Source organism: Spiroplasma endosymbiont of Villa modesta (assembly GCF_964030925.1).
GTDB lineage: Bacteria > Bacillota_I > Bacilli_A > Mycoplasmatales > VBWQ01 > Spiroplasma_E.
On record NZ_OZ034992.1, the window covers coordinates 880,046 to 897,835 of the forward strand.

Consider the following 17,790-nt stretch of genomic DNA (forward strand, 5'->3'; position numbering starts at 1 on the left):
ATTTCTATATTAGGAATGAACAATTATTAAATTACAAAAATTATTATAATATAAAAAATGAAAATATTTTATTTTTTTTAAAGAAATTATTGTTTAAAAGTACATAATGAAATATCAAAATAATATTAAATATAATAATATTATTTTTTTATTGAAAAGTAACCAATTAATAATTGCATTTTTTAATCAAACAAGTTAAGATTACTTATGGTAAATGTTATGCCCACGTAGCTCAGTGGATAGAGCACCGCCCTTCTAAGGCGGGGGTCAGAAGTTCGAATCTTCTCGTGGGCGCCATTAAATTTTAAAATACTAAGAAGGTTTAACTAAATAATGATAAATCATGACAATTATTATCAAGACATTATTGGTAAAATTAACCACCTCATTAGTGAAAATAAATGAGATCAAGCAATGAAGTTGGTCAAACATGAATTAGAGATGCCTTATATTCCTATTCATCATGAAATTACATTACAAGAGTTACATCATAATATTACTACTCATATTAGATTAAATAGTAAAAATGAAAGTCATGAGTGAAATTTAGAGAGAATAAGTCGTGTATTAATGAATCCATTTGATGAAGATCTTCATCCGGTGGCATTTTATTATTTACAAAGTCATAATGCTAGGTTAATTTTGCCAACAATTAAGATTTATCTTACAAATAAAAATATAAATAATATAAATAAAACACAACTATTATTTATATTAAATAATCAAGGTATTGATGAAGAAATAGAAGTAATAAAAGGTCATGATACATTTAAAATTAATCCAAAAAAAATAACACAATGACAGGAATCACTCGTTTATTTAAAAATTACAAAAATATTTGAAGATGAAGTTCATATTGATAATCCAGGTATTTATGGTATTTGCTTGTTTTTATTGGATAGTTATTTTGAGAATTTGTTTCCAACATTACCTAATAAAAATCAAGCAGCAGCATTAGCAGCTGCTTTGTATATTCGTGCTTGTAGTTTCCAGTTTATTAGTGTAAAATTGGTAGAAAGTGCTAAAAAATTTAAAACTACTACTACTTTAATAAAAAAATACTTAAGTATTATGATTCAACAACAAATTACATAAGGAGAGATTTGAAAAATGACATTAAATATTATAAAAGATGAAAAAAATGGTCTTGGAAAATGACATGTTACCATTGATGCTAAAACTTGAAAAGATCAATTGGCAAAAGCTGAAAATAAATTGATTGCACAAGTAGAAATTCCTGGATTTCGTAAAGGAAAAGTTCCTATTAAAATGGCTAAAAAACATGTAACTGAAGAACAAACTTTACAAACAGCAACTAAAGCAGTTATTACTATTGCTTATGATTTTGCCTTAAAACAAAAACCTAACTTAATGCCTACTAATCAACCCGAAGTTAATGTGGAAAAATCTACTATTAAAGAGTGTGAAATAATGTTTGTATTTGATTTACCAGCAGAAATTACTATTGGTAAATATCGTGGTATTGATATAGTAAAACCTGTAGCAACTGTTAATCAAGAAGAAATTGATACTCAAATTAAACTATTACAAGATCGTTTTGCTATTTTTAATCCAAAAGAAAAAGGAAAATTAGAAAAAGGTGATACTGCAGTTTTTAATTTCACTGGTTTTTTAGAAGGTAAAAAATTCCCTGGCGGTGAAGCTAAAAACATGGAATTAGAAATTGGTTCTGGTAAATTTATTCCTGGTTTTGAAGAAGGAATGATCGGTATGGAACCTAAATCTAAAAAAACTATTGAAGTAACTTTCCCAGAAGATTATCATGTTCCAAATTTAAAAGGTCAATTAGTACAATTTGAAATTGAATTAAACGAAATAAAAACAAAAGTTATTAATGAAGATTTAGAAGAATTAGTAAAAGATGTTAACATTCCAGATGTTACTACTACTGAACAATTATTAGAAAATATTAAAAAACAAATTGAAGTACAAAAAACAATGACAATTAAGGAACAATTTATGGAAGAACTTATTGCTAAAATTGTTAAAGATTCAAAAATAATAATTCCAAGTTTTGCTGTTAAAAATGAAACTGAACGTTTAGAAAATGAATTTAAAAAACAATTAGCTAATCAAAACTTTACAATTGAAAACTATATGGCAGCAACTGGTTTATCTCATGAAGAAATTATTAATGAAATAAAAAAGGATGCAATTATGCAACTTCAGAATTTTTTAGTTATTGAAGAAATTATTAAACAAGAAAAAATAGAAATTACCGAAGAGGAAGTTCAAAAACAATTAACAACATTTGCCGACCAATTTAAAATAAGCATTGAAGAAGTTAAAACAAATATTAAAGATTTAAGTTTAGTTACTACTACCCTAAAACGTAATAAAGCCTTTGATTTATTATGAGAAAGTAACGGTAAAAACCAAAAGCAAACAACAAGTGCTTAATTTAATTTGATAATTATTATATAACCTAATTACCAATTTAATAATTAGGTTATTTTATCGTTTATTTTTTTCAGAAAGTAAAAATTATCAAAAAAAAAATAAATGTAATAAAATATTACTAGTATAAATTAAATATGAATTAATAAGTGCTGCTGTAAAAGTATAGTATAAATCAAAAATTAGATATTTTAGCAATTAAGTATTGCAAGTGCTAATGTTTTATATTATAATCCAGTTAATACATTATTTGAGGTGAGACAATGAAGATAAAAAATATTACTAATATTCCAGTACTAGTAACAAGAGGAAGTTTTGTTTTCCCAACAGTTGAAATAGAACTAGAAGTTGGCAGACATAAATCAGTAGCGGCAATTAATGAATCGGTAGCTAAGTTTAATTCAGAAATTATTTTAGTTTCGCAAAAGGATCCAAAAGTAGATAATCCTCAATTAAGTGAAGTCTACAATCATGGTACTTTGTGTAAAGTACAAATTCAAAAAAGTCATAATGATGGTACACTTACGGTATCTTTTTATGGACAACAAAGAGTTAAAGTTTCTAAGTTTTATGATGATAAATTTTATACAGGAGATGCTGAAACTTTAGTTAGTCCTAATGTTTCAAAATCATTAGAAGAAGAGTTGATCCAAAGAATTGTAAATAATTTACAACAGATTTTAGATGTTCATGGTTCAATTCCACAAGGTGTAATTAGTCAAATCACCGATGGAATGAAAGCTAGTGAAATTATTGATAAAATGGCTCAATTTTTACCATTTTTAACTATCAATAAACGCCAAGAAATTTTACAAGAAATTGATATTAATAAACGTTTAGATTTATTATTGAAAGATGTTGGTGGTCAAAAACAAGTTGGTGCCATTGAAAAGAATTTGACAGCTAAAATTAAAGATCGTATTGATGAACAACAACGTGAATATTATTTACGAGAAAGATTGCGTGCTATTAAAGAAGAATTAGGCGAAATTGATGGTAAGTCTAATGAAATGAAACGTTATTTAGAACGCTTAGAAACAGAAGAGTTTCCTGAAGCAATCAAAACTCGTGTTAAAGAAGAAATTAGTCGTTATGAAGATATGCCACAAGCTTCAAGTGAATCAAATATAATTCGTACATACATTGATTGAATGATGACTTTACCTTGATTTCAAAAAAGTGAAGAAAAATTTGATTTAATTAATGCAAAAAAAATTCTTGATAAATATCACTATGGTTTAGAAAAAGTTAAAGAAAGAATTATTGAATATCTTGCTGTTAAAAAAATGGCTAAGGCAATGCCAGGACAAATTATTTGTTTAGTTGGCCCTCCTGGTGTTGGTAAGACTTCTTTAGCTAAATCAATTGCTGAAGCGATGGGGCGTACTTTCGTTAAAGTTTCACTTGGTGGAGTTAAAGATGAATCTGAAATTCGTGGTCATCGTAAAACTTATATTGGTGCGATGCCAGGAAGAATTATCCAAGGTATGAAACGTGCTAAAGTTATTAATCCATTATTTTTATTAGATGAAATTGATAAAATGTCATCTGATTATCGTGGTGATCCAGCTAGTGCTATGTTAGAAGTATTAGATCCTGAACAAAATGCTAATTTTTCAGATCATTATATTGAAGAAAATTATGATTTATCACAAGTTATGTTTCTAGCAACAGCTAATTATATGGAAGGTATCCCTGAACCATTAAAAGATCGAATGGAAATTATTGAACTTTCTTCATATACAGAATTAGAAAAACTTGAAATTGCAAAAAAATATTTAATTCCTCGTGTTATTGAAATTACTGGTTTAAGTAATAAAATGTTAAAATTTAAACCAAATTCAATAGAAGAAATAATTAAATATTATACAAGAGAATCAGGTGTTCGACAGTTAGAAAGATTATTAAATAAAATTGCTCGTAAATTTATTGTTAAACTTTTAAATAAAAAAATTACTACTGAAGAAATTGTTGCTGATAATGTTAAAGATTATTTAGGAAAACAAATTTTCGATTATACTAAAAAAGAAAATGAATCACAAATTGGAGTGGTAACTGGTCTTGCTTATACTCAATATGGTGGTGATATTTTACCAATTGAAGTAAACTACTTTAAAGGAAAAGGTAATTTAGTATTAACTGGTAAATTAGGTGAAGTTATGAAAGAATCTGCTACTATTGCTTTAGATTATATTAAAGCAAATGCTATTACTTTCAATATTCCTGATACTTTCTTTGCAGAACATGATATTCATATCCATGTTCCTGAAGGAGCAGTGCCAAAGGATGGTCCAAGTGCTGGTATTACTTTAACAACTGCAATTATTTCTGCTCTGACAAGTAGACCTGTATCAAAAGATATTGGTATGACAGGTGAAATTACACTTCGTGGTCATGTATTACCAATTGGTGGATTAAAAGAAAAATCAATTTCTGCTCATCGTAGTGGACTAAAAACAATTTTAATTCCAAAAGCTAATATAAAAGACTTAGAAGATATTCCAGAAGAAGTAAAGAAAAAATTAAATATTGTTTCAGTTGAATTTTATTCTGAAGTATATGATTTTATTTTTAATAAACATAAAGCAAAAATTCACTCACCTATTAATAATATTAAACCAACTTCAAGTATTATTGATGAAGGTTAAAATCTAATTAAATTATTAATAACTATAACTTTAAAAAAAGTAAATACTAAAAACAAGTATTTACTTTTTTTATATAAATTTTTTTTTATATTTGTGATAAATTTGATTTACTTTTATTTGTTACAGAATAGTAAGTACTTTTATTATTTTATTTATTTTTTTATTATTTAATTTTTTTGATAGGTTATTTATTGAATTTATAAAATTATTTTCTAATTTTTTTAAAGATTCTAAAGTTTTTATTTTTTTATTTAAAAATTGATGATGATTTTGAGTATTTTTTTTATTATTTTGTCAAAAGTCAAAAATATCATTGTAATCTTTACTATAAGTTTCAATTGGAAAATGTAAATAAAGATTAATAATATGATAATTATCTGCTATAAAGTTAACTTCTCTTTCTAAATCATTAATATCCATTTTTTAATGTCTCCTCTTTTAAAAAATAAAAAACCCTTTACTTTTAAAATAAAGTAATGGGTTAAAACTTTGATCAAGTTTGTTTTTATATTATATATTATTTTAATTTTATAATTCAAAAATTAAATTATAAATAATAAAAGTGTTGTTATTAATAATTATTTAAATTTTTATATAAAAATATTTAAAATTAGAAAATTGTGCATGGTGGACAACATTTTTTACCATATTGCATATTAATTAATTCTTCTGAATTTATACTATTTATATCATCATTAGTTATTAGAAAAGTACTATCTTTTAAATATTGATCTTCATTATTTAACTGTTGGATGTTAAAATTAAATTCTAGATTTCCATTTTCAATTTCATCTAAATGTTCTTCATAATCTACTAATAATTTTTGTTTTAAGTTAATAATTTTTTCATTGATTAAATCAATTTCTTTTAATACCTTTTCTTTATTATTAAGACTAAAATTTTTGTTAAATGGATTCAAACTTTTTTCTAATTCTTTTTTCTCTTTTTTTAATTTTTTTATTTCTTTTTTTTGTACATTTTTTTTCATAATTTTCTCCTTTTTTAAAAATAAAAACTCATTTACTTTTTATGAAAATAATGAGTAAAAACCTAATGAAGTTTACATTATATTATATAATATTTTAATTTTTATATCTTAAAAAACAAGTAATATTTATGTAGTAATTATGATAAAATTATAAAGTTATAGGAAGGAAGTAATTATGATTAAAGATAAAAAAAATAATGTTGAAATCATTAATGTCAGTAAAAACTATGATAGTAATGAAGTCATTAAAAATGTTAGTCTGAATATTGCTATTGGTGCCAAAATTGGTATTGTTGGCCCCAATGGTACTGGAAAAACAACATTATGTGAAATGATTTCCCAACTTCGTAAACCAACAACAGGTACTATTAATATTAAATCTGATTTAAAAATAGGCATGCAATTACAAGAAACTAAATTTCCTCGTGGTTTAACTGGTTGAGATATGGCCCAATATTATATGAGAGCTTATCGTTTAAATAAGTCTGTTGAAGACATTCAAAAGTTATTGTACTATTTGGACGCCGAAGCATTTATTAATAAACCTATTATTACTTTATCGGGTGGTCAACAACAAAAAATAAATATTTTATTAGCATTAATTGTTGAACCAGATTTATTAATTTTAGATGAATTAGCTACGGGATTAGATTTAGAGGTACGTGAGCGAATTTATGAATTACTAGAAAAAGAAGTTTTTATTAAACCTAATCTTTCAGTATTAATTGTTTCACATAATATGCAAGAAATTGAACGTTTTTGTCAACAAATTATCTTCATGTTTGAAGGTTCAATTATTAGTATAAATGTTGTTAAAACTGTTGTTAAAGAATATGGAAGTATTGAAGAATATGTTAAAACTAAATTTAAAGAATATAAAATAGGTATGTATGATAGCGAAGCGTTATTAAAAAGATTAGGAGGGGAAAATAATGAAAAATGAGCTAAGTCTTGAAAAAAACACCTTAAAAAACAAAAATAACGATTGATCTCTTCTTAATTTATTTTGAAGTTATTTAAAACGTAATCGTTCAATTATTATTTTTTCAGTTTTCGTTTCACCATTGATTTTTATTGGTGCATCAATTGGTGGAAATAATGAAATATTATCATCACCTGCTGGTAAAAACATTGGACGATTTATTTTGATGATTATTTGATTGACACAAACTGCTTCCTTTTCAATTCAAACTTTTTTAGCTATTTTATTAGATTTAAAACAAAGCGTAGTTTATCGACGCATTGGTTTAACAAGAATTAGCAAAACCAAGTTTATTATTATAACATCAATATTTAATTTAGCTTTAGTTTTAATTTCTGATATTATTATTTTTATTGGTGTTATGATTATTGGTTATGTTGTTCCTTTATCTGGAATGATTAGTTCCATTTTTAATTGACAATTATTAATTATTATTTTATTTACATTATTTTTTTCTATTACTATTACTAGTATTGCTTTGCTAATGTCAGTTATTATTAAAAGTCGTACTGGACAAGCAATTGTTAGTTTATTTACTAGTTTATTAATTGTTGCACCATTAATTATTTTAACTTACTTTTTAGCTAGTCTTATTGGTGAAGGATTAGTTTCAAGTATTGGTGTTGGTGCTGTTGTTGGTATTTTAGTAGGTATATTTATTGCTTTAAATCTTATTAGTTGTGGTATTTATTATTTAACTTGAAAACTATTTAAATGATTTGATTAATTTTTATAAAAGTATGTAATGAATTATAAAATAACAAAGGAGTGAAAATATACAATGCCTAAAAATATAAGAAATTATGTTATTGATGAACAACCAATTAATTATTTTGATAAAGTTAAAGCATGATTAGATAATCAAAATAAATTTGAAAATTTAGAACTATTGTCAGAAGTTGCATCTCAACAAAACTATTTAAAACAAAGTGATAAGTTAAATACTAAAGTAATAAATCAATTAGAAAATAAATATTTGGCAAATGTTTCAAATTTAAATCAAAAATTGAAAATGTTTTAATATAATAACTTACTTATTTTTATTAATTTATAATCTAATTATTTTTTATAAATAATTAGATTTTTTATATATGCCACTTAGCCCTTTTTACTAGACCATTAATTTAAAAAACCTGAATGTATTCTAAAAACAATTGTGTTATATAATTAACACTAATTTTAACCTGAAAGGATTTTTATTAATGGATAAAATTAAACAAATAGCATTAGTAATTAACAAATTAAATATCAAAGAAAAAATTAAAATTATTGATGATTGTAAAAATCAATATTCAATTAGAAACCTATGTCAATATCTTCAATTAAACAGATCAACATATTACTTTTTAAAAAATAAACAAAAACCTATTAAAAAAGAAGAAAATCATATTATTAAATGCAATCATAAATATCAAAAAATATGCCAACTTTTAATCGAATTTCATTCTACAAGAAAAGGCAGAATTTATGGATATTTAAGAATTTTTTCAGCTTTTAAAGAGTGATTAAAACAAGAAAAAAATATCATTTTAAATATAGAATTATCAATAAAACAAATGCGAAAAATTATGAAAGAACACAATATTCAAGGATTAAAACAAACTAAAAATAACTATCCTAAAAACAAAAAAAATCCAAATAAGTGAATACCTACAATGGATAAAGTAAACAAAGATTATAAAAGTACAACCTCTTCAAATCAAATTTGATCAATGGACACTAAACAAAAGACATATTCCGTAATTAAATTTAATTAATTGTCAATAAAATTGTTTTAAAACTATTTAGTGTTATTGAATATAGAAATAAATATTTTTTGAAAAAATAGTTTAAAAAATGAGTTTACATTTTAAACAAAAAATTGTTAATAATATTTTTATATTAACTCGATAAAAATTTAAATTTTAAAAAAATATTTTTAATATTTTTTTTATTTTAATGGTTTTATTTTATTAAAAATTTCACAAAGTAAGTTAAATCTTAAGTACATAAGTCTAAATTTAGATTTTCTACATTTATTTACTAAAATTTTGAATCTTTTCAATCAAGCAAAGACATGTTCAACTTTAATTCTAATTTTAGATACAATCTTATTGTATTTTCTTTCTTGTTTAGTTAATTTTTTATTTTTAGTTCTTTTAATTGGTATTATTGTATTTTTATAAATATTTTGTATACCTTGATATCCTAAATCACCAATAATTATTGTTTTTTCTGAAAATTCAAGATTTGAATTTTTTAATATTTGAAAATCATGCACTTTACCATTATCAGCAAAAATATCAACAATTTTTTTATTAAAAAAATCATATACAATTTGAAATTTTATAGAATACATTCAACTTTTACCAGAAAAATATTCTAACTGTAGTTTTTTTTAGTTGGTCTTTCAATTTCAATCTCAGTTGAATCAATTAAATAAAATTGAAATTCATTTGAATTTTCTTGTTTTTTATCAATTTTTAATTTATATCTTTCTTTTAAAAATTGGTAATCTTTGTGGTTACTAAGTTTATTTTCTACTCAAGTAATATTTCGAAAATAACTTGATGGGCTCATTTTAGATTTAATACTCATTTGAAAAAAAGTATAATATTCTTTTCAGTATAATAAAGTCATCATTAATCTTTCTTCTACTGAAAGTTTATTTTTTCGACCTTTATTTTTTTCTAATTTTTCTATTTCAATTAATTTTTCTAACATTTCATTAAAATGAAAACGTTTTATACCAAAATATCTGTAAAATTCTTCATTTTTTAATTTTTTTAAATTTTCAAAAATCATTTTTATCAACACTTTTCTAAATTTATTGTTAATAACAAAATTATAAAATAAATTTTAAAATTATTAATTGACTTTTAAAAAATTTAATTACGGAATATGTCTAAATAAATGGCCGTTTAAAAAATGCGTATAAAGTATATTTTTTTGAGAGAAAAATATCTTTAATTGTTATCACAATTATAGCATATTAATTAAAAAAAATAAAGCATTTTGTGATACTTTTTTCTTAATAAAAACTAAAAATTCCTAATTATTTAGGTTTAGATTTATTTAATTTTATAATATTAACAAATAATAATATTTTGATTATTTATATGAGCAATTCTTGTATTTAACATATTTACAAATGTTTTATAATTATATGATTTTGCACCATAACCTTTTAATGATTTAACTAAATGTGAAACAGTACTTTCAGCATGACAACCAATATTTCAATCTTTACCTTGATTAATAATTCCTTGTTCATTATTATAAAAATAATTAAATGTTTGTTTATTAACATTAGGTTTTAAAATATTAATTAATTCATTATAATTACCACTTTTAAAATTAAATGATGTATCAAAATAATTAGGTCAATTTGTATCTGCTTTTTTCTTTCCTTTTACATTAATAAATGCTTTTCATAAATAACTAATACCATGAAAACAATCTAATATATATTTTCCACCAAATCATTTTGCCATTGCTCTAATTCATAATGCACCATCTCCACCAATAATTAAATTATTATTTTCTCAAAATATATCAGTAAAATGATTAATTTTAATATTATAATGATTAATAGTAGTTGTATATATAAAATCATATACTTTATCTTGAGTTATATTATCACTTGGTTTAAAAATCATATATGCTCATGTTTTATTTTGTAATTGATTTCTATTTTTATAAATATTAATTTTATGAGTATAAAGACTGAAAATTCTAATACAATATTTTTCTATTATTCCTTGTTCATTTGCTAAATATTCAAAACAATCATCCATATCTATATGTAAATAATCTTTAACTTCATATTTTTTAATTGGTAATTGAATTTCTATTTTTGTATTTTTTATTATATTACTATAAGTTTGTTTAGAAATATTACAATATGGTAACATATCTATAATATCACATTGTCTTTTACCTTTATGTATTTGTTTAATTATAAATAATGTTAAATTATTAGTACAATTTTTATATTTTTTAATTCCTATTGCTTGTTTAACTGGACATATATTTTCATTAGTTTCTAAATTTTTATATATTCTTAATGGAAGATAAGATTTTCCAAAAGGATTAATTAATAATTTCATTCTTCTTTGTATTAATTTAAATTTAGTTTTATCATATTTATTTTTATATCAATAATAATCATAATCTAATAAATCTTTATTATAATCTTCTAATTTTTTATTTGCATGTTGAATATCAAAAGTATCATAATCATATTTATTATTAATTCAAGGCATAATATTATTCCTTTCTTAATCATAATTTCTATTATAGTAATAATTAATATAGAAATGTTGTAATTTACTTTTTATGAAAATGTTATAATTAATATATATTTTAAAATAAGGTGATAAATATGCCAAAACAAAGAAAAGAATTAGGTAATTATAAAGAAAAGATACAAGAATATTTAAGAGAAAATAAAGATAATTTAAAAAAATGTACTAAACAAGAATTAAATTATATTTTAAATGTGGATAATAAATATATATTTGATTGCCGAAGAAGGTCGACAAAATGACAAAAAGATTTTATTAAAGAATATGATAAAGCATGTCTTAAAATTGGAATTGCAAGATTAAAAAATGTTACACAAGTACCTCAATATGATTGAGCTTATTTAAGAACAAATCATAGAGATATGTTTGATGATTTAATAGAAAATCAAGATGTAGAAACAAATAATAGTAATATAATTATTAATATTTGTGAACCTAGAAAAATAGAAAATAATGATTAAAAACCTATAATAAATATAGGTTTTTTTCTTTATTTTAAAGGATAAAAATGATATAATTAATATTAAGGAAACAGTAGCCATTCTGTGAGTTTAGGAGTTAAATATGGAAAACTTTAACTGAGATAAAAGTAAAAATTATACTAATGAAGAATTAGAAAATTTATTAGAACAACACCGAAATTTTGTTTATAAAAATACTAAAACTGAATTAGAACCAAAAATAAATGAATATGAAACAAAATTAAAAGAATATGAAAATAAAGTTAATGAATATCAAGAAAAAGAATTATTTAATGGTTTTAATGATAAACAATTAAAAATAGTTAAATCATTAATTAATACTGAATATAAAGAACTTGATAAACATTCTGCTTTAAATAAAATAAAAGAAGATTATGCAGAAATATTTAATAATAATTTACATAATAAAGAAATTAAAAAACAAGAAATTATTAAAAATGAAGAATCTAAACAAGAGTTTTTTAATCCAAAAACACTTTTTGAATTAGATAATAATATTACATCTAAAAATGAAGAATTATTAAAAAATACAGAAGTTGTTGGTGCAAAAACTAAACAAGAAATGATTAAATTTTTAGAATTTTTATTTAGTAAATAATTAAATATTTCTCAAAAGGAGAGATATTATGGCTATTCCACAAGTTCCAACTGGTTTAATTACTGGTGGTAATAATGGAAATAAAGCAATGTTAACTGCTATGGAAGCACAAGTAAAAGGTATACTTTATAATGATGAAAGTATGATGTTTTTAAAAGCAAGTGCAGTTGCAGAACAAATAATTGAATTACCATTTACAGCAGAAGCATATTATCGTATTGGTGAACGTTTACGTTGAGGTTCAAAATATGATGTTATGACTGGTACAGAGAAACAATGAACAACATTAAGAACAACTAGTGTTATTTTAGACCAAATATTAGTTATTGATTGAAGAACTGAAGATTTTGATATGAATAGATTTATGTCAAGTCCAATATCATTAAAAGCAAATATGTTATCAATATGAGCAGAAAGTGCATTAAGAAATTATTTATTTATACAAGAATGTATTTTTTTACAAGGTATTAAAGATTATTGTATTGCTAAATCACAAGTAATTCCTATTAATATGTTAGAAATGACAGAAGATACAGCAAAATCAGCATTTTATCAAATTGGTGATAAAATGAATGAATTATTAGGAAATATAACTGAAACTGAAATTGGTACAAATGTAAGTGATTTTATTGGTGCATTAGGATTTACTCCAATGTTACAATTAACAAAAGCATATTTAAGATTAAATTATGGTCAAATTGCTGCTGATACTGTAGCAAGTGGTCAATTATATAAACAATCAGTATTTGGTATGTATTTATATAAACATATGTTTTTAAATAAAGATATGGTTAAAGATACTAAAACTGGTTTACATTTAGAAAAAACATTTGATTTAAAAAAAGTATTAGGAGTTTTTGTACATAAAAATGCATTTGCACAACCTAATAGTTTTCAAAAAATAGTAAATTTAATTGATAATAATACATTAAATCAAAAAACATTAGGTAAAGCACTTTATGGTATAACAACAGCAATTCGTGGTTGATTATCATTTATTATTATGGAAAAAATGCCAACTGTTGATGAAATTAAAGAAGCACAAAAACGTTGTTGAACTAATTGAATTAAATTAACTCCAGAAGAAAGAGAAAAAGCACCAGTAACATTTAAAATTGCTGATTTTGATGATTTTAGAATTAGTTTAAATGATTTAATTTATTTTAAAAATTTAGGAAAAATTAAAATTGCTGGTGATACACCAACTAATGATGAATTAGAAAATGCAATAATAAATGCTGGTAATAATGGTTATGAAAAAGGTAAAGCAAAATTTAGTAATATTACATCAATAAGTGCTACTATGACTGGTAATGATAAAGATTATATTGAAGAAATAGAATTAAAATTTTCTAAAAAATAATTATGGAATATATTTATAAATATTTTGATGAAAAAGCACATATTACTATTTATTCACCAAAACCAGAAGATTTAACTACTAGTAATGATATTAGAGCAATTTTATTAGATGAATATCCTAAATTAAGAAATGATTATTTTATAGTAAGTGATGTACATGATAATTTTGCAATATGTGTTGGTAATAATATAAATTGTCAAGGAACAGTTAGAATTCAAATTAAAAAAACTAATCAATTATCAAAAGGAGAAAATAAATATGCCACAACAACATTCTGAGACTACACAATTGAGTAACTATACTTTAACTAAATTAATTAGAACTGGTATAAGTCCTATTTGTGCAATGATTGGTACAAGTGCTTATTATGGTCAAGTAATTGCAAATCCATTATTAGGTTCAATTAATAGTTTATTATTTGGTAAAAAATTAGGTTTAGATATTTGAAATTTAAATCAAAGACCAAATACTAAAACTAAATTAATTAATAGTTCTAAAAAAATTATTTTAGGTTTAGGAACAATTGGATTAGCAAATTATAGTAAGTTTACTAATTCGCCACTTGCCACTTGCCACTTAGCCCTTTTTACTAGACCATTAATTTAAAAAACCTGAATGTATTCTAAAAACAATTGTGTTATATAATTAACACTAATTTTAACCTGAAAGGATTTTTATTAATGGATAAAATTAAACAAATAGCATTAGTAATTAACAAATTAAATATCAAAGAAAAAATTAAAATTATTGATGATTGTAAAAATCAATATTCAATTAGAAACCTATGTCAATATCTTCAATTAAACAGATCAACATATTACTTTTTAAAAAATAAACAAAAACCTATTAAAAAAGAAGAAAATCATATTATTAAATGCAATCATAAATATCAAAAAATATGCCAACTTTTAATCGAATTTCATTCTACAAGAAAAGGCAGAATTTATGGATATTTAAGAATTTTTTCAGCTTTTAAAGAGTGATTAAAACAAGAAAAAAATATCATTTTAAATATAGAATTATCAATAAAACAAATGCGAAAAATTATGAAAGAACACAATATTCAAGGATTAAAACAAACTAAAAATAACTATCCTAAAAACAAAAAAAATCCAAATAAGTGAATACCTACAATGGATAAAGTAAACAAAGATTATAAAAGTACAACCTCTTCAAATCAAATTTGATCAATGGACACTAAACAAATAAATACTAAAGAAGGATGATTATATCTTTTTGTAATTATTGATTTTTATTCAAATAATGTTGTTAGTTATAATATTGCTCCTAATAAATCATATCAGGATTTAATTCTTCCTGCTCTTGAAAAAATCAACAAACAATTTTCTTGAAATCAAGTAAAAAATGTTATTTTACATTCAGATAACGCCAACGAATTTTATTGTCAGGATATCACAAAATGAGCAGAGGATAAACAAATAATTTTAAGCAAAAAACAACCTTATGATATTGGTGGTAATGTATTATCTGAAAACTGATTTTCTCATTTATCTCAAGAATGACTACCTAAAGGATCAAATCAATATTTATCCATCAATGAAGCTATAAATGATGTAAATCAATATGTTATGTTTTATAATTATGAAAGAATACATTCTAAATTTCTAAAACCACCAATTTTACAAATTAAAATTTAGAATTTTATATCAAAAATGGTCCAGTAATTAAGGGCCAACCACCTATTATTGATACAATTGTAACTCAATCATTACATCAAGGTGAAGAAAGACATACATTTTATAGTGATAATCCTTTTACTTATCAAGGTGATTATAATGAAATATCAGTTGCTCAGTTTAGATATAATAATATGGGTTATTTAACTGGTAATGCTTTTAATTGAACAACTTTATATAAATTAAATCATGATGAATATGAAGAAAGTGAAGAACCTACATTTAGTTATCCTGCAAAAATATTACCACCAAGTCCACAAAATATAGCAAAATCAATAATTATTATTCCAGATTTGAAAATAGAAATGATAGCAAATAATTTACCTTTAACAGATACAAGTTCAATTCCAGTAAAAGATAATACTGAAAATTGATGACTTGCTAATAAAAGTAAAGAAGTTAATTATGAAATTGATTTAAAATCTTTATTAGACCCTACATTATTAATTAATACTTTTAATGACTTAAAAAGATATTATAAATCAATAACTATTTATTATGATTATGATATTGAAACAAAAAAAGAAATTCATAATAATTCAATTCCTACTATAACATCAACTTTATATACTGATTTTTCCATAGAAGAAAATTTTTTAAATCCAAAGAAACATAATGGATTTCAAGAGATTATGCTTAAAGATTTAATTTTCAGAGATACACAACCACGTAATGGAAATCATATTTATCATTGAAATCACAATAAACAAGGTACTACAATACAACTTGAAAAAGAAAGTGGAATAGCATATATGTATGGAAGAACTGATACTGATTATCAGTTAAATAGTTATAATTTTACTATAAATGATAATGGTAATATTGGTGGTTGAAATATAAAATATGAAAATAATAAATTTCTAGGTTTTTGTATAATTGATAATAAAAATTTTAGATGAAATTTTTATTTACAATCAACATTAGGTAAAATTGAAGATATGTGATATATTACAGGAAAAATTGGCGAAGATGATAAAGCATATTCTAGAATATATATTAATAGTATTAAAGCAAATATATATAAAATAATACTAAATTCAAGATAATTATGATAATATAATATTATTAAATAATCAAGGAGTAAATTATGGATACAAAAAAAAATGTTATAACTCATGAAATAGAAAAGGAAAAATTTGTTGATAAAATCTATAATAATAAGTTTTTTTTAATAACTATTATGATGACAGCAACAATAATTTTGATGATAATAGTTACTTCTCTATTTTTTGCTTTCTTTTGAAAATAATATTACCCCACAATCTAATTAAAAAGTTACCTTAATTGGTAACTTTTTTTAATTCTTCATTTATTATTTTTAAATAAAATGGAGAAATATATTTACATTTCAAAGCATTTGTTAATATTAATGGTATGTATTTAATTTCAAATATTTTATTATAAACAACTCCATAATAATCTTTTTTTATATCTGCAATATTAACAATATGTATATCACTACGCTTTTTATCAAATCTTGTGTATGAAATTCTATCTAATTCATTTATTTCCAATTCTTTTGTATCAATTACTACATAATTCTTTTCATATTTTTCTGGTATTTTAGTAGTTAGTCTAATAAAAATAATATTATTTTCATCAATTTTAATTAATGGACATAAAAAAGAAATTTTAGATTTTAATATTTTTTTATTATCATGAAAAAGAGAATAATTTACATTATTAATATTTATCATTTTTATAACAACTTTCTTTATAAAAATTAATTATTTCTGTTTTTTCTTCTTCATTTTCATTATCAAAATTTATATCTAAAGAAAAATTCATTTTATTTTGTTTTTTATTTTTTCTTTTATCTCAAAAAAATTGTCAAGACCTACTTTTTTCATGAAGAATATCGCTAAGTTCTCTAACAGTTTTATTTTCTTCTAAAATAAAATTTGTGATTTCAATTAATATTTTTTTATCAATTTCTGAAAAATAATCTCAATTAAAATATTTTTTATAATCATTATTATTTTTTAAAGAAAATATAATTTTATTATCATTTGTTTTTTTATAATCAAAATATGAAAAATTATTATTATATTCATCAACATATTTCATAAAACTATATGGAACTGAGCCTCATTCTCAAGCAACAAAATCCATCATAAAAAAATGATTAGTATATTTTTGAGTTGCTCTTAATTCTAAAAAAGAAATAAATTTATAAATCATTGTTTTATAAATTCTTTTATTTATTGAGTTTGCTTTTCCTAATAAATATAGTATTGACATTTCTATTTTAGTAGCTTCAATTAATGGAATATTTAAAAATTCTGCTAAGTTTTTTTTATTTATTTTATTTTCCATTTTTATCACCTA

22 protein-coding genes and 1 tRNA gene are annotated in these 17,790 nt (G+C 22.1%); 16 read left to right on the plus strand and 7 right to left on the minus strand.

Annotated features, from left to right (window positions below):
* Nucleotides 1–221: 221 nt before the first annotated feature.
* The 4 genes from AAHM89_RS05680 (at nucleotide 222) to lon (ending at nucleotide 5,066) form a co-directional block, all read left to right on the plus strand.
* Nucleotides 222–297: transfer RNA gene (locus AAHM89_RS05680), tRNA-Arg, on the plus strand.
* Between the two features lie 36 nt (nucleotides 298–333).
* Entirely contained in the window at nucleotides 334–1,095 is a 762-nt protein-coding gene (locus AAHM89_RS05685) for a DUF3196 family protein (protein ID WP_252319707.1), read from the plus strand.
* A gap of 15 nt (nucleotides 1,096–1,110) precedes the next feature.
* Nucleotides 1,111–2,421, plus strand: coding sequence for a trigger factor (gene tig, locus AAHM89_RS05690; RefSeq protein WP_342267217.1), 1,311 nt, complete (start codon nucleotides 1,111–1,113; stop codon nucleotides 2,419–2,421).
* A 260-nt stretch (nucleotides 2,422–2,681) separates the two neighbouring features.
* Nucleotides 2,682–5,066, plus strand: a complete 2,385-nt coding sequence (gene lon, locus AAHM89_RS05695) for an endopeptidase La (RefSeq protein ID WP_342267218.1) — start codon at nucleotides 2,682–2,684, stop codon at nucleotides 5,064–5,066.
* A gap of 120 nt (nucleotides 5,067–5,186) precedes the next feature.
* Here lon and AAHM89_RS05700 read toward each other — a convergent pair whose 3' ends face one another.
* Both AAHM89_RS05700 and AAHM89_RS05705 read right to left on the minus strand, forming a co-directional pair.
* Nucleotides 5,187–5,486, minus strand: coding sequence for a hypothetical protein (locus tag AAHM89_RS05700; protein WP_342267219.1), 300 nt, complete (start codon nucleotides 5,484–5,486; stop codon nucleotides 5,187–5,189).
* 190 nt (nucleotides 5,487–5,676) lie between these two features.
* Nucleotides 5,677–6,054: a hypothetical protein gene (locus AAHM89_RS05705; protein WP_342267220.1), complete on the minus strand. Its 378-nt coding sequence runs from the start codon at nucleotides 6,052–6,054 to the stop codon at nucleotides 5,677–5,679.
* Nucleotides 6,055–6,229: 175 nt separating this feature from the next.
* Here AAHM89_RS05705 and AAHM89_RS05710 point away from each other — a divergent pair, with 175 nt between their 5' ends.
* From AAHM89_RS05710 to AAHM89_RS05725, 4 genes are all read left to right on the plus strand, one after another.
* Nucleotides 6,230–7,036, plus strand: coding sequence for an ABC transporter ATP-binding protein (locus AAHM89_RS05710; protein ID WP_342267221.1), 807 nt, complete (start codon nucleotides 6,230–6,232; stop codon nucleotides 7,034–7,036).
* A gap of 82 nt (nucleotides 7,037–7,118) precedes the next feature.
* Nucleotides 7,119–7,763, plus strand: coding sequence for a hypothetical protein (locus AAHM89_RS05715; protein ID WP_342267222.1), 645 nt, complete (start codon nucleotides 7,119–7,121; stop codon nucleotides 7,761–7,763).
* A gap of 54 nt (nucleotides 7,764–7,817) precedes the next feature.
* Nucleotides 7,818–8,057, plus strand: a complete 240-nt coding sequence (locus AAHM89_RS05720) for a hypothetical protein (protein WP_338957050.1) — start codon at nucleotides 7,818–7,820, stop codon at nucleotides 8,055–8,057.
* Between the two features lie 181 nt (nucleotides 8,058–8,238).
* Nucleotides 8,239–8,793, plus strand: a complete 555-nt coding sequence (locus AAHM89_RS05725; protein ID WP_342267223.1) for a hypothetical protein — start codon at nucleotides 8,239–8,241, stop codon at nucleotides 8,791–8,793.
* A 173-nt stretch (nucleotides 8,794–8,966) separates the two neighbouring features.
* Here the strand turns inward: AAHM89_RS05725 and AAHM89_RS05730 are convergent, their stop codons facing one another.
* The 3 genes from AAHM89_RS05730 to AAHM89_RS05740 all read right to left on the minus strand — a co-directional run bounded on the left by AAHM89_RS05730 (nucleotide 8,967) and on the right by AAHM89_RS05740 (nucleotide 11,280).
* The gene (locus AAHM89_RS05730) at nucleotides 8,967–9,374 is read right to left on the minus strand and encodes a transposase family protein (protein WP_339045908.1); all 408 of its coding nucleotides are present in this window, start codon (nucleotides 9,372–9,374) and stop codon (nucleotides 8,967–8,969) included.
* A 23-nt stretch (nucleotides 9,375–9,397) separates the two neighbouring features.
* Complete coding sequence (locus tag AAHM89_RS05735) at nucleotides 9,398–9,820, minus strand: transposase family protein (RefSeq protein WP_342265998.1); 423 nt, start codon at nucleotides 9,818–9,820, stop codon at nucleotides 9,398–9,400.
* Nucleotides 9,821–10,104: 284 nt separating this feature from the next.
* Nucleotides 10,105–11,280 carry an Mbov_0401 family ICE element transposase-like protein gene (locus tag AAHM89_RS05740; protein WP_342267224.1) on the minus strand — a complete coding sequence of 392 codons (1,176 nt, stop codon included), beginning with the start codon at nucleotides 11,278–11,280 and terminating at the stop codon, nucleotides 10,105–10,107.
* A gap of 119 nt (nucleotides 11,281–11,399) precedes the next feature.
* On the opposite strand from AAHM89_RS05740, the gene AAHM89_RS05745 reads away from it, so the two are divergent.
* From AAHM89_RS05745 to AAHM89_RS05780, 8 genes are all read left to right on the plus strand, one after another.
* A complete protein-coding gene (locus AAHM89_RS05745) occupies nucleotides 11,400–11,783 on the plus strand; it encodes a hypothetical protein (protein WP_342267225.1) in 384 nt (127 codons plus the stop codon).
* Between the two features lie 103 nt (nucleotides 11,784–11,886).
* On the plus strand, nucleotides 11,887–12,402 hold the full coding sequence (locus AAHM89_RS05750) for a hypothetical protein (protein ID WP_338978619.1): 516 nt from the start codon (nucleotides 11,887–11,889) through the stop codon (nucleotides 12,400–12,402).
* A gap of 28 nt (nucleotides 12,403–12,430) precedes the next feature.
* On the plus strand, nucleotides 12,431–13,765 hold the full coding sequence (locus tag AAHM89_RS05755; RefSeq protein WP_342267226.1) for a hypothetical protein: 1,335 nt from the start codon (nucleotides 12,431–12,433) through the stop codon (nucleotides 13,763–13,765).
* Nucleotides 13,766–13,767: 2 nt separating this feature from the next.
* Nucleotides 13,768–14,061 carry a hypothetical protein gene (locus AAHM89_RS05760; RefSeq protein ID WP_342267227.1) on the plus strand — a complete coding sequence of 98 codons (294 nt, stop codon included), beginning with the start codon at nucleotides 13,768–13,770 and terminating at the stop codon, nucleotides 14,059–14,061.
* The gene (locus AAHM89_RS05765) at nucleotides 14,024–14,371 is read left to right on the plus strand and encodes a hypothetical protein (protein WP_342267228.1); all 348 of its coding nucleotides are present in this window, start codon (nucleotides 14,024–14,026) and stop codon (nucleotides 14,369–14,371) included. Before AAHM89_RS05760 ends, AAHM89_RS05765 begins: the two co-directional genes overlap by 38 nt.
* A 74-nt stretch (nucleotides 14,372–14,445) precedes the next feature.
* A complete protein-coding gene (locus tag AAHM89_RS05770) occupies nucleotides 14,446–15,423 on the plus strand; it encodes an IS3 family transposase (protein ID WP_342265776.1) in 978 nt (325 codons plus the stop codon).
* A gap of 173 nt (nucleotides 15,424–15,596) precedes the next feature.
* Nucleotides 15,597–16,508 (plus strand): hypothetical protein, encoded by a 912-nt coding sequence (locus AAHM89_RS05775; RefSeq protein ID WP_342267229.1) that lies wholly within the window; start codon nucleotides 15,597–15,599, stop codon nucleotides 16,506–16,508.
* Between the two features lie 41 nt (nucleotides 16,509–16,549).
* The gene (locus AAHM89_RS05780) at nucleotides 16,550–16,711 is read left to right on the plus strand and encodes a hypothetical protein (RefSeq protein ID WP_342267230.1); all 162 of its coding nucleotides are present in this window, start codon (nucleotides 16,550–16,552) and stop codon (nucleotides 16,709–16,711) included.
* A 31-nt stretch (nucleotides 16,712–16,742) separates the two neighbouring features.
* Here AAHM89_RS05780 and AAHM89_RS05785 read toward each other — a convergent pair whose 3' ends face one another.
* Nucleotides 16,743–17,159, minus strand: coding sequence for a hypothetical protein (locus AAHM89_RS05785; protein ID WP_342267231.1), 417 nt, complete (start codon nucleotides 17,157–17,159; stop codon nucleotides 16,743–16,745).
* On the minus strand, nucleotides 17,146–17,778 hold the full coding sequence (locus AAHM89_RS05790) for a hypothetical protein (RefSeq protein WP_342267232.1): 633 nt from the start codon (nucleotides 17,776–17,778) through the stop codon (nucleotides 17,146–17,148). The genes AAHM89_RS05785 and AAHM89_RS05790 overlap by 14 nt, the downstream gene beginning before the upstream one ends.
* Nucleotides 17,779–17,790: the final 12 nt, after the last annotated feature.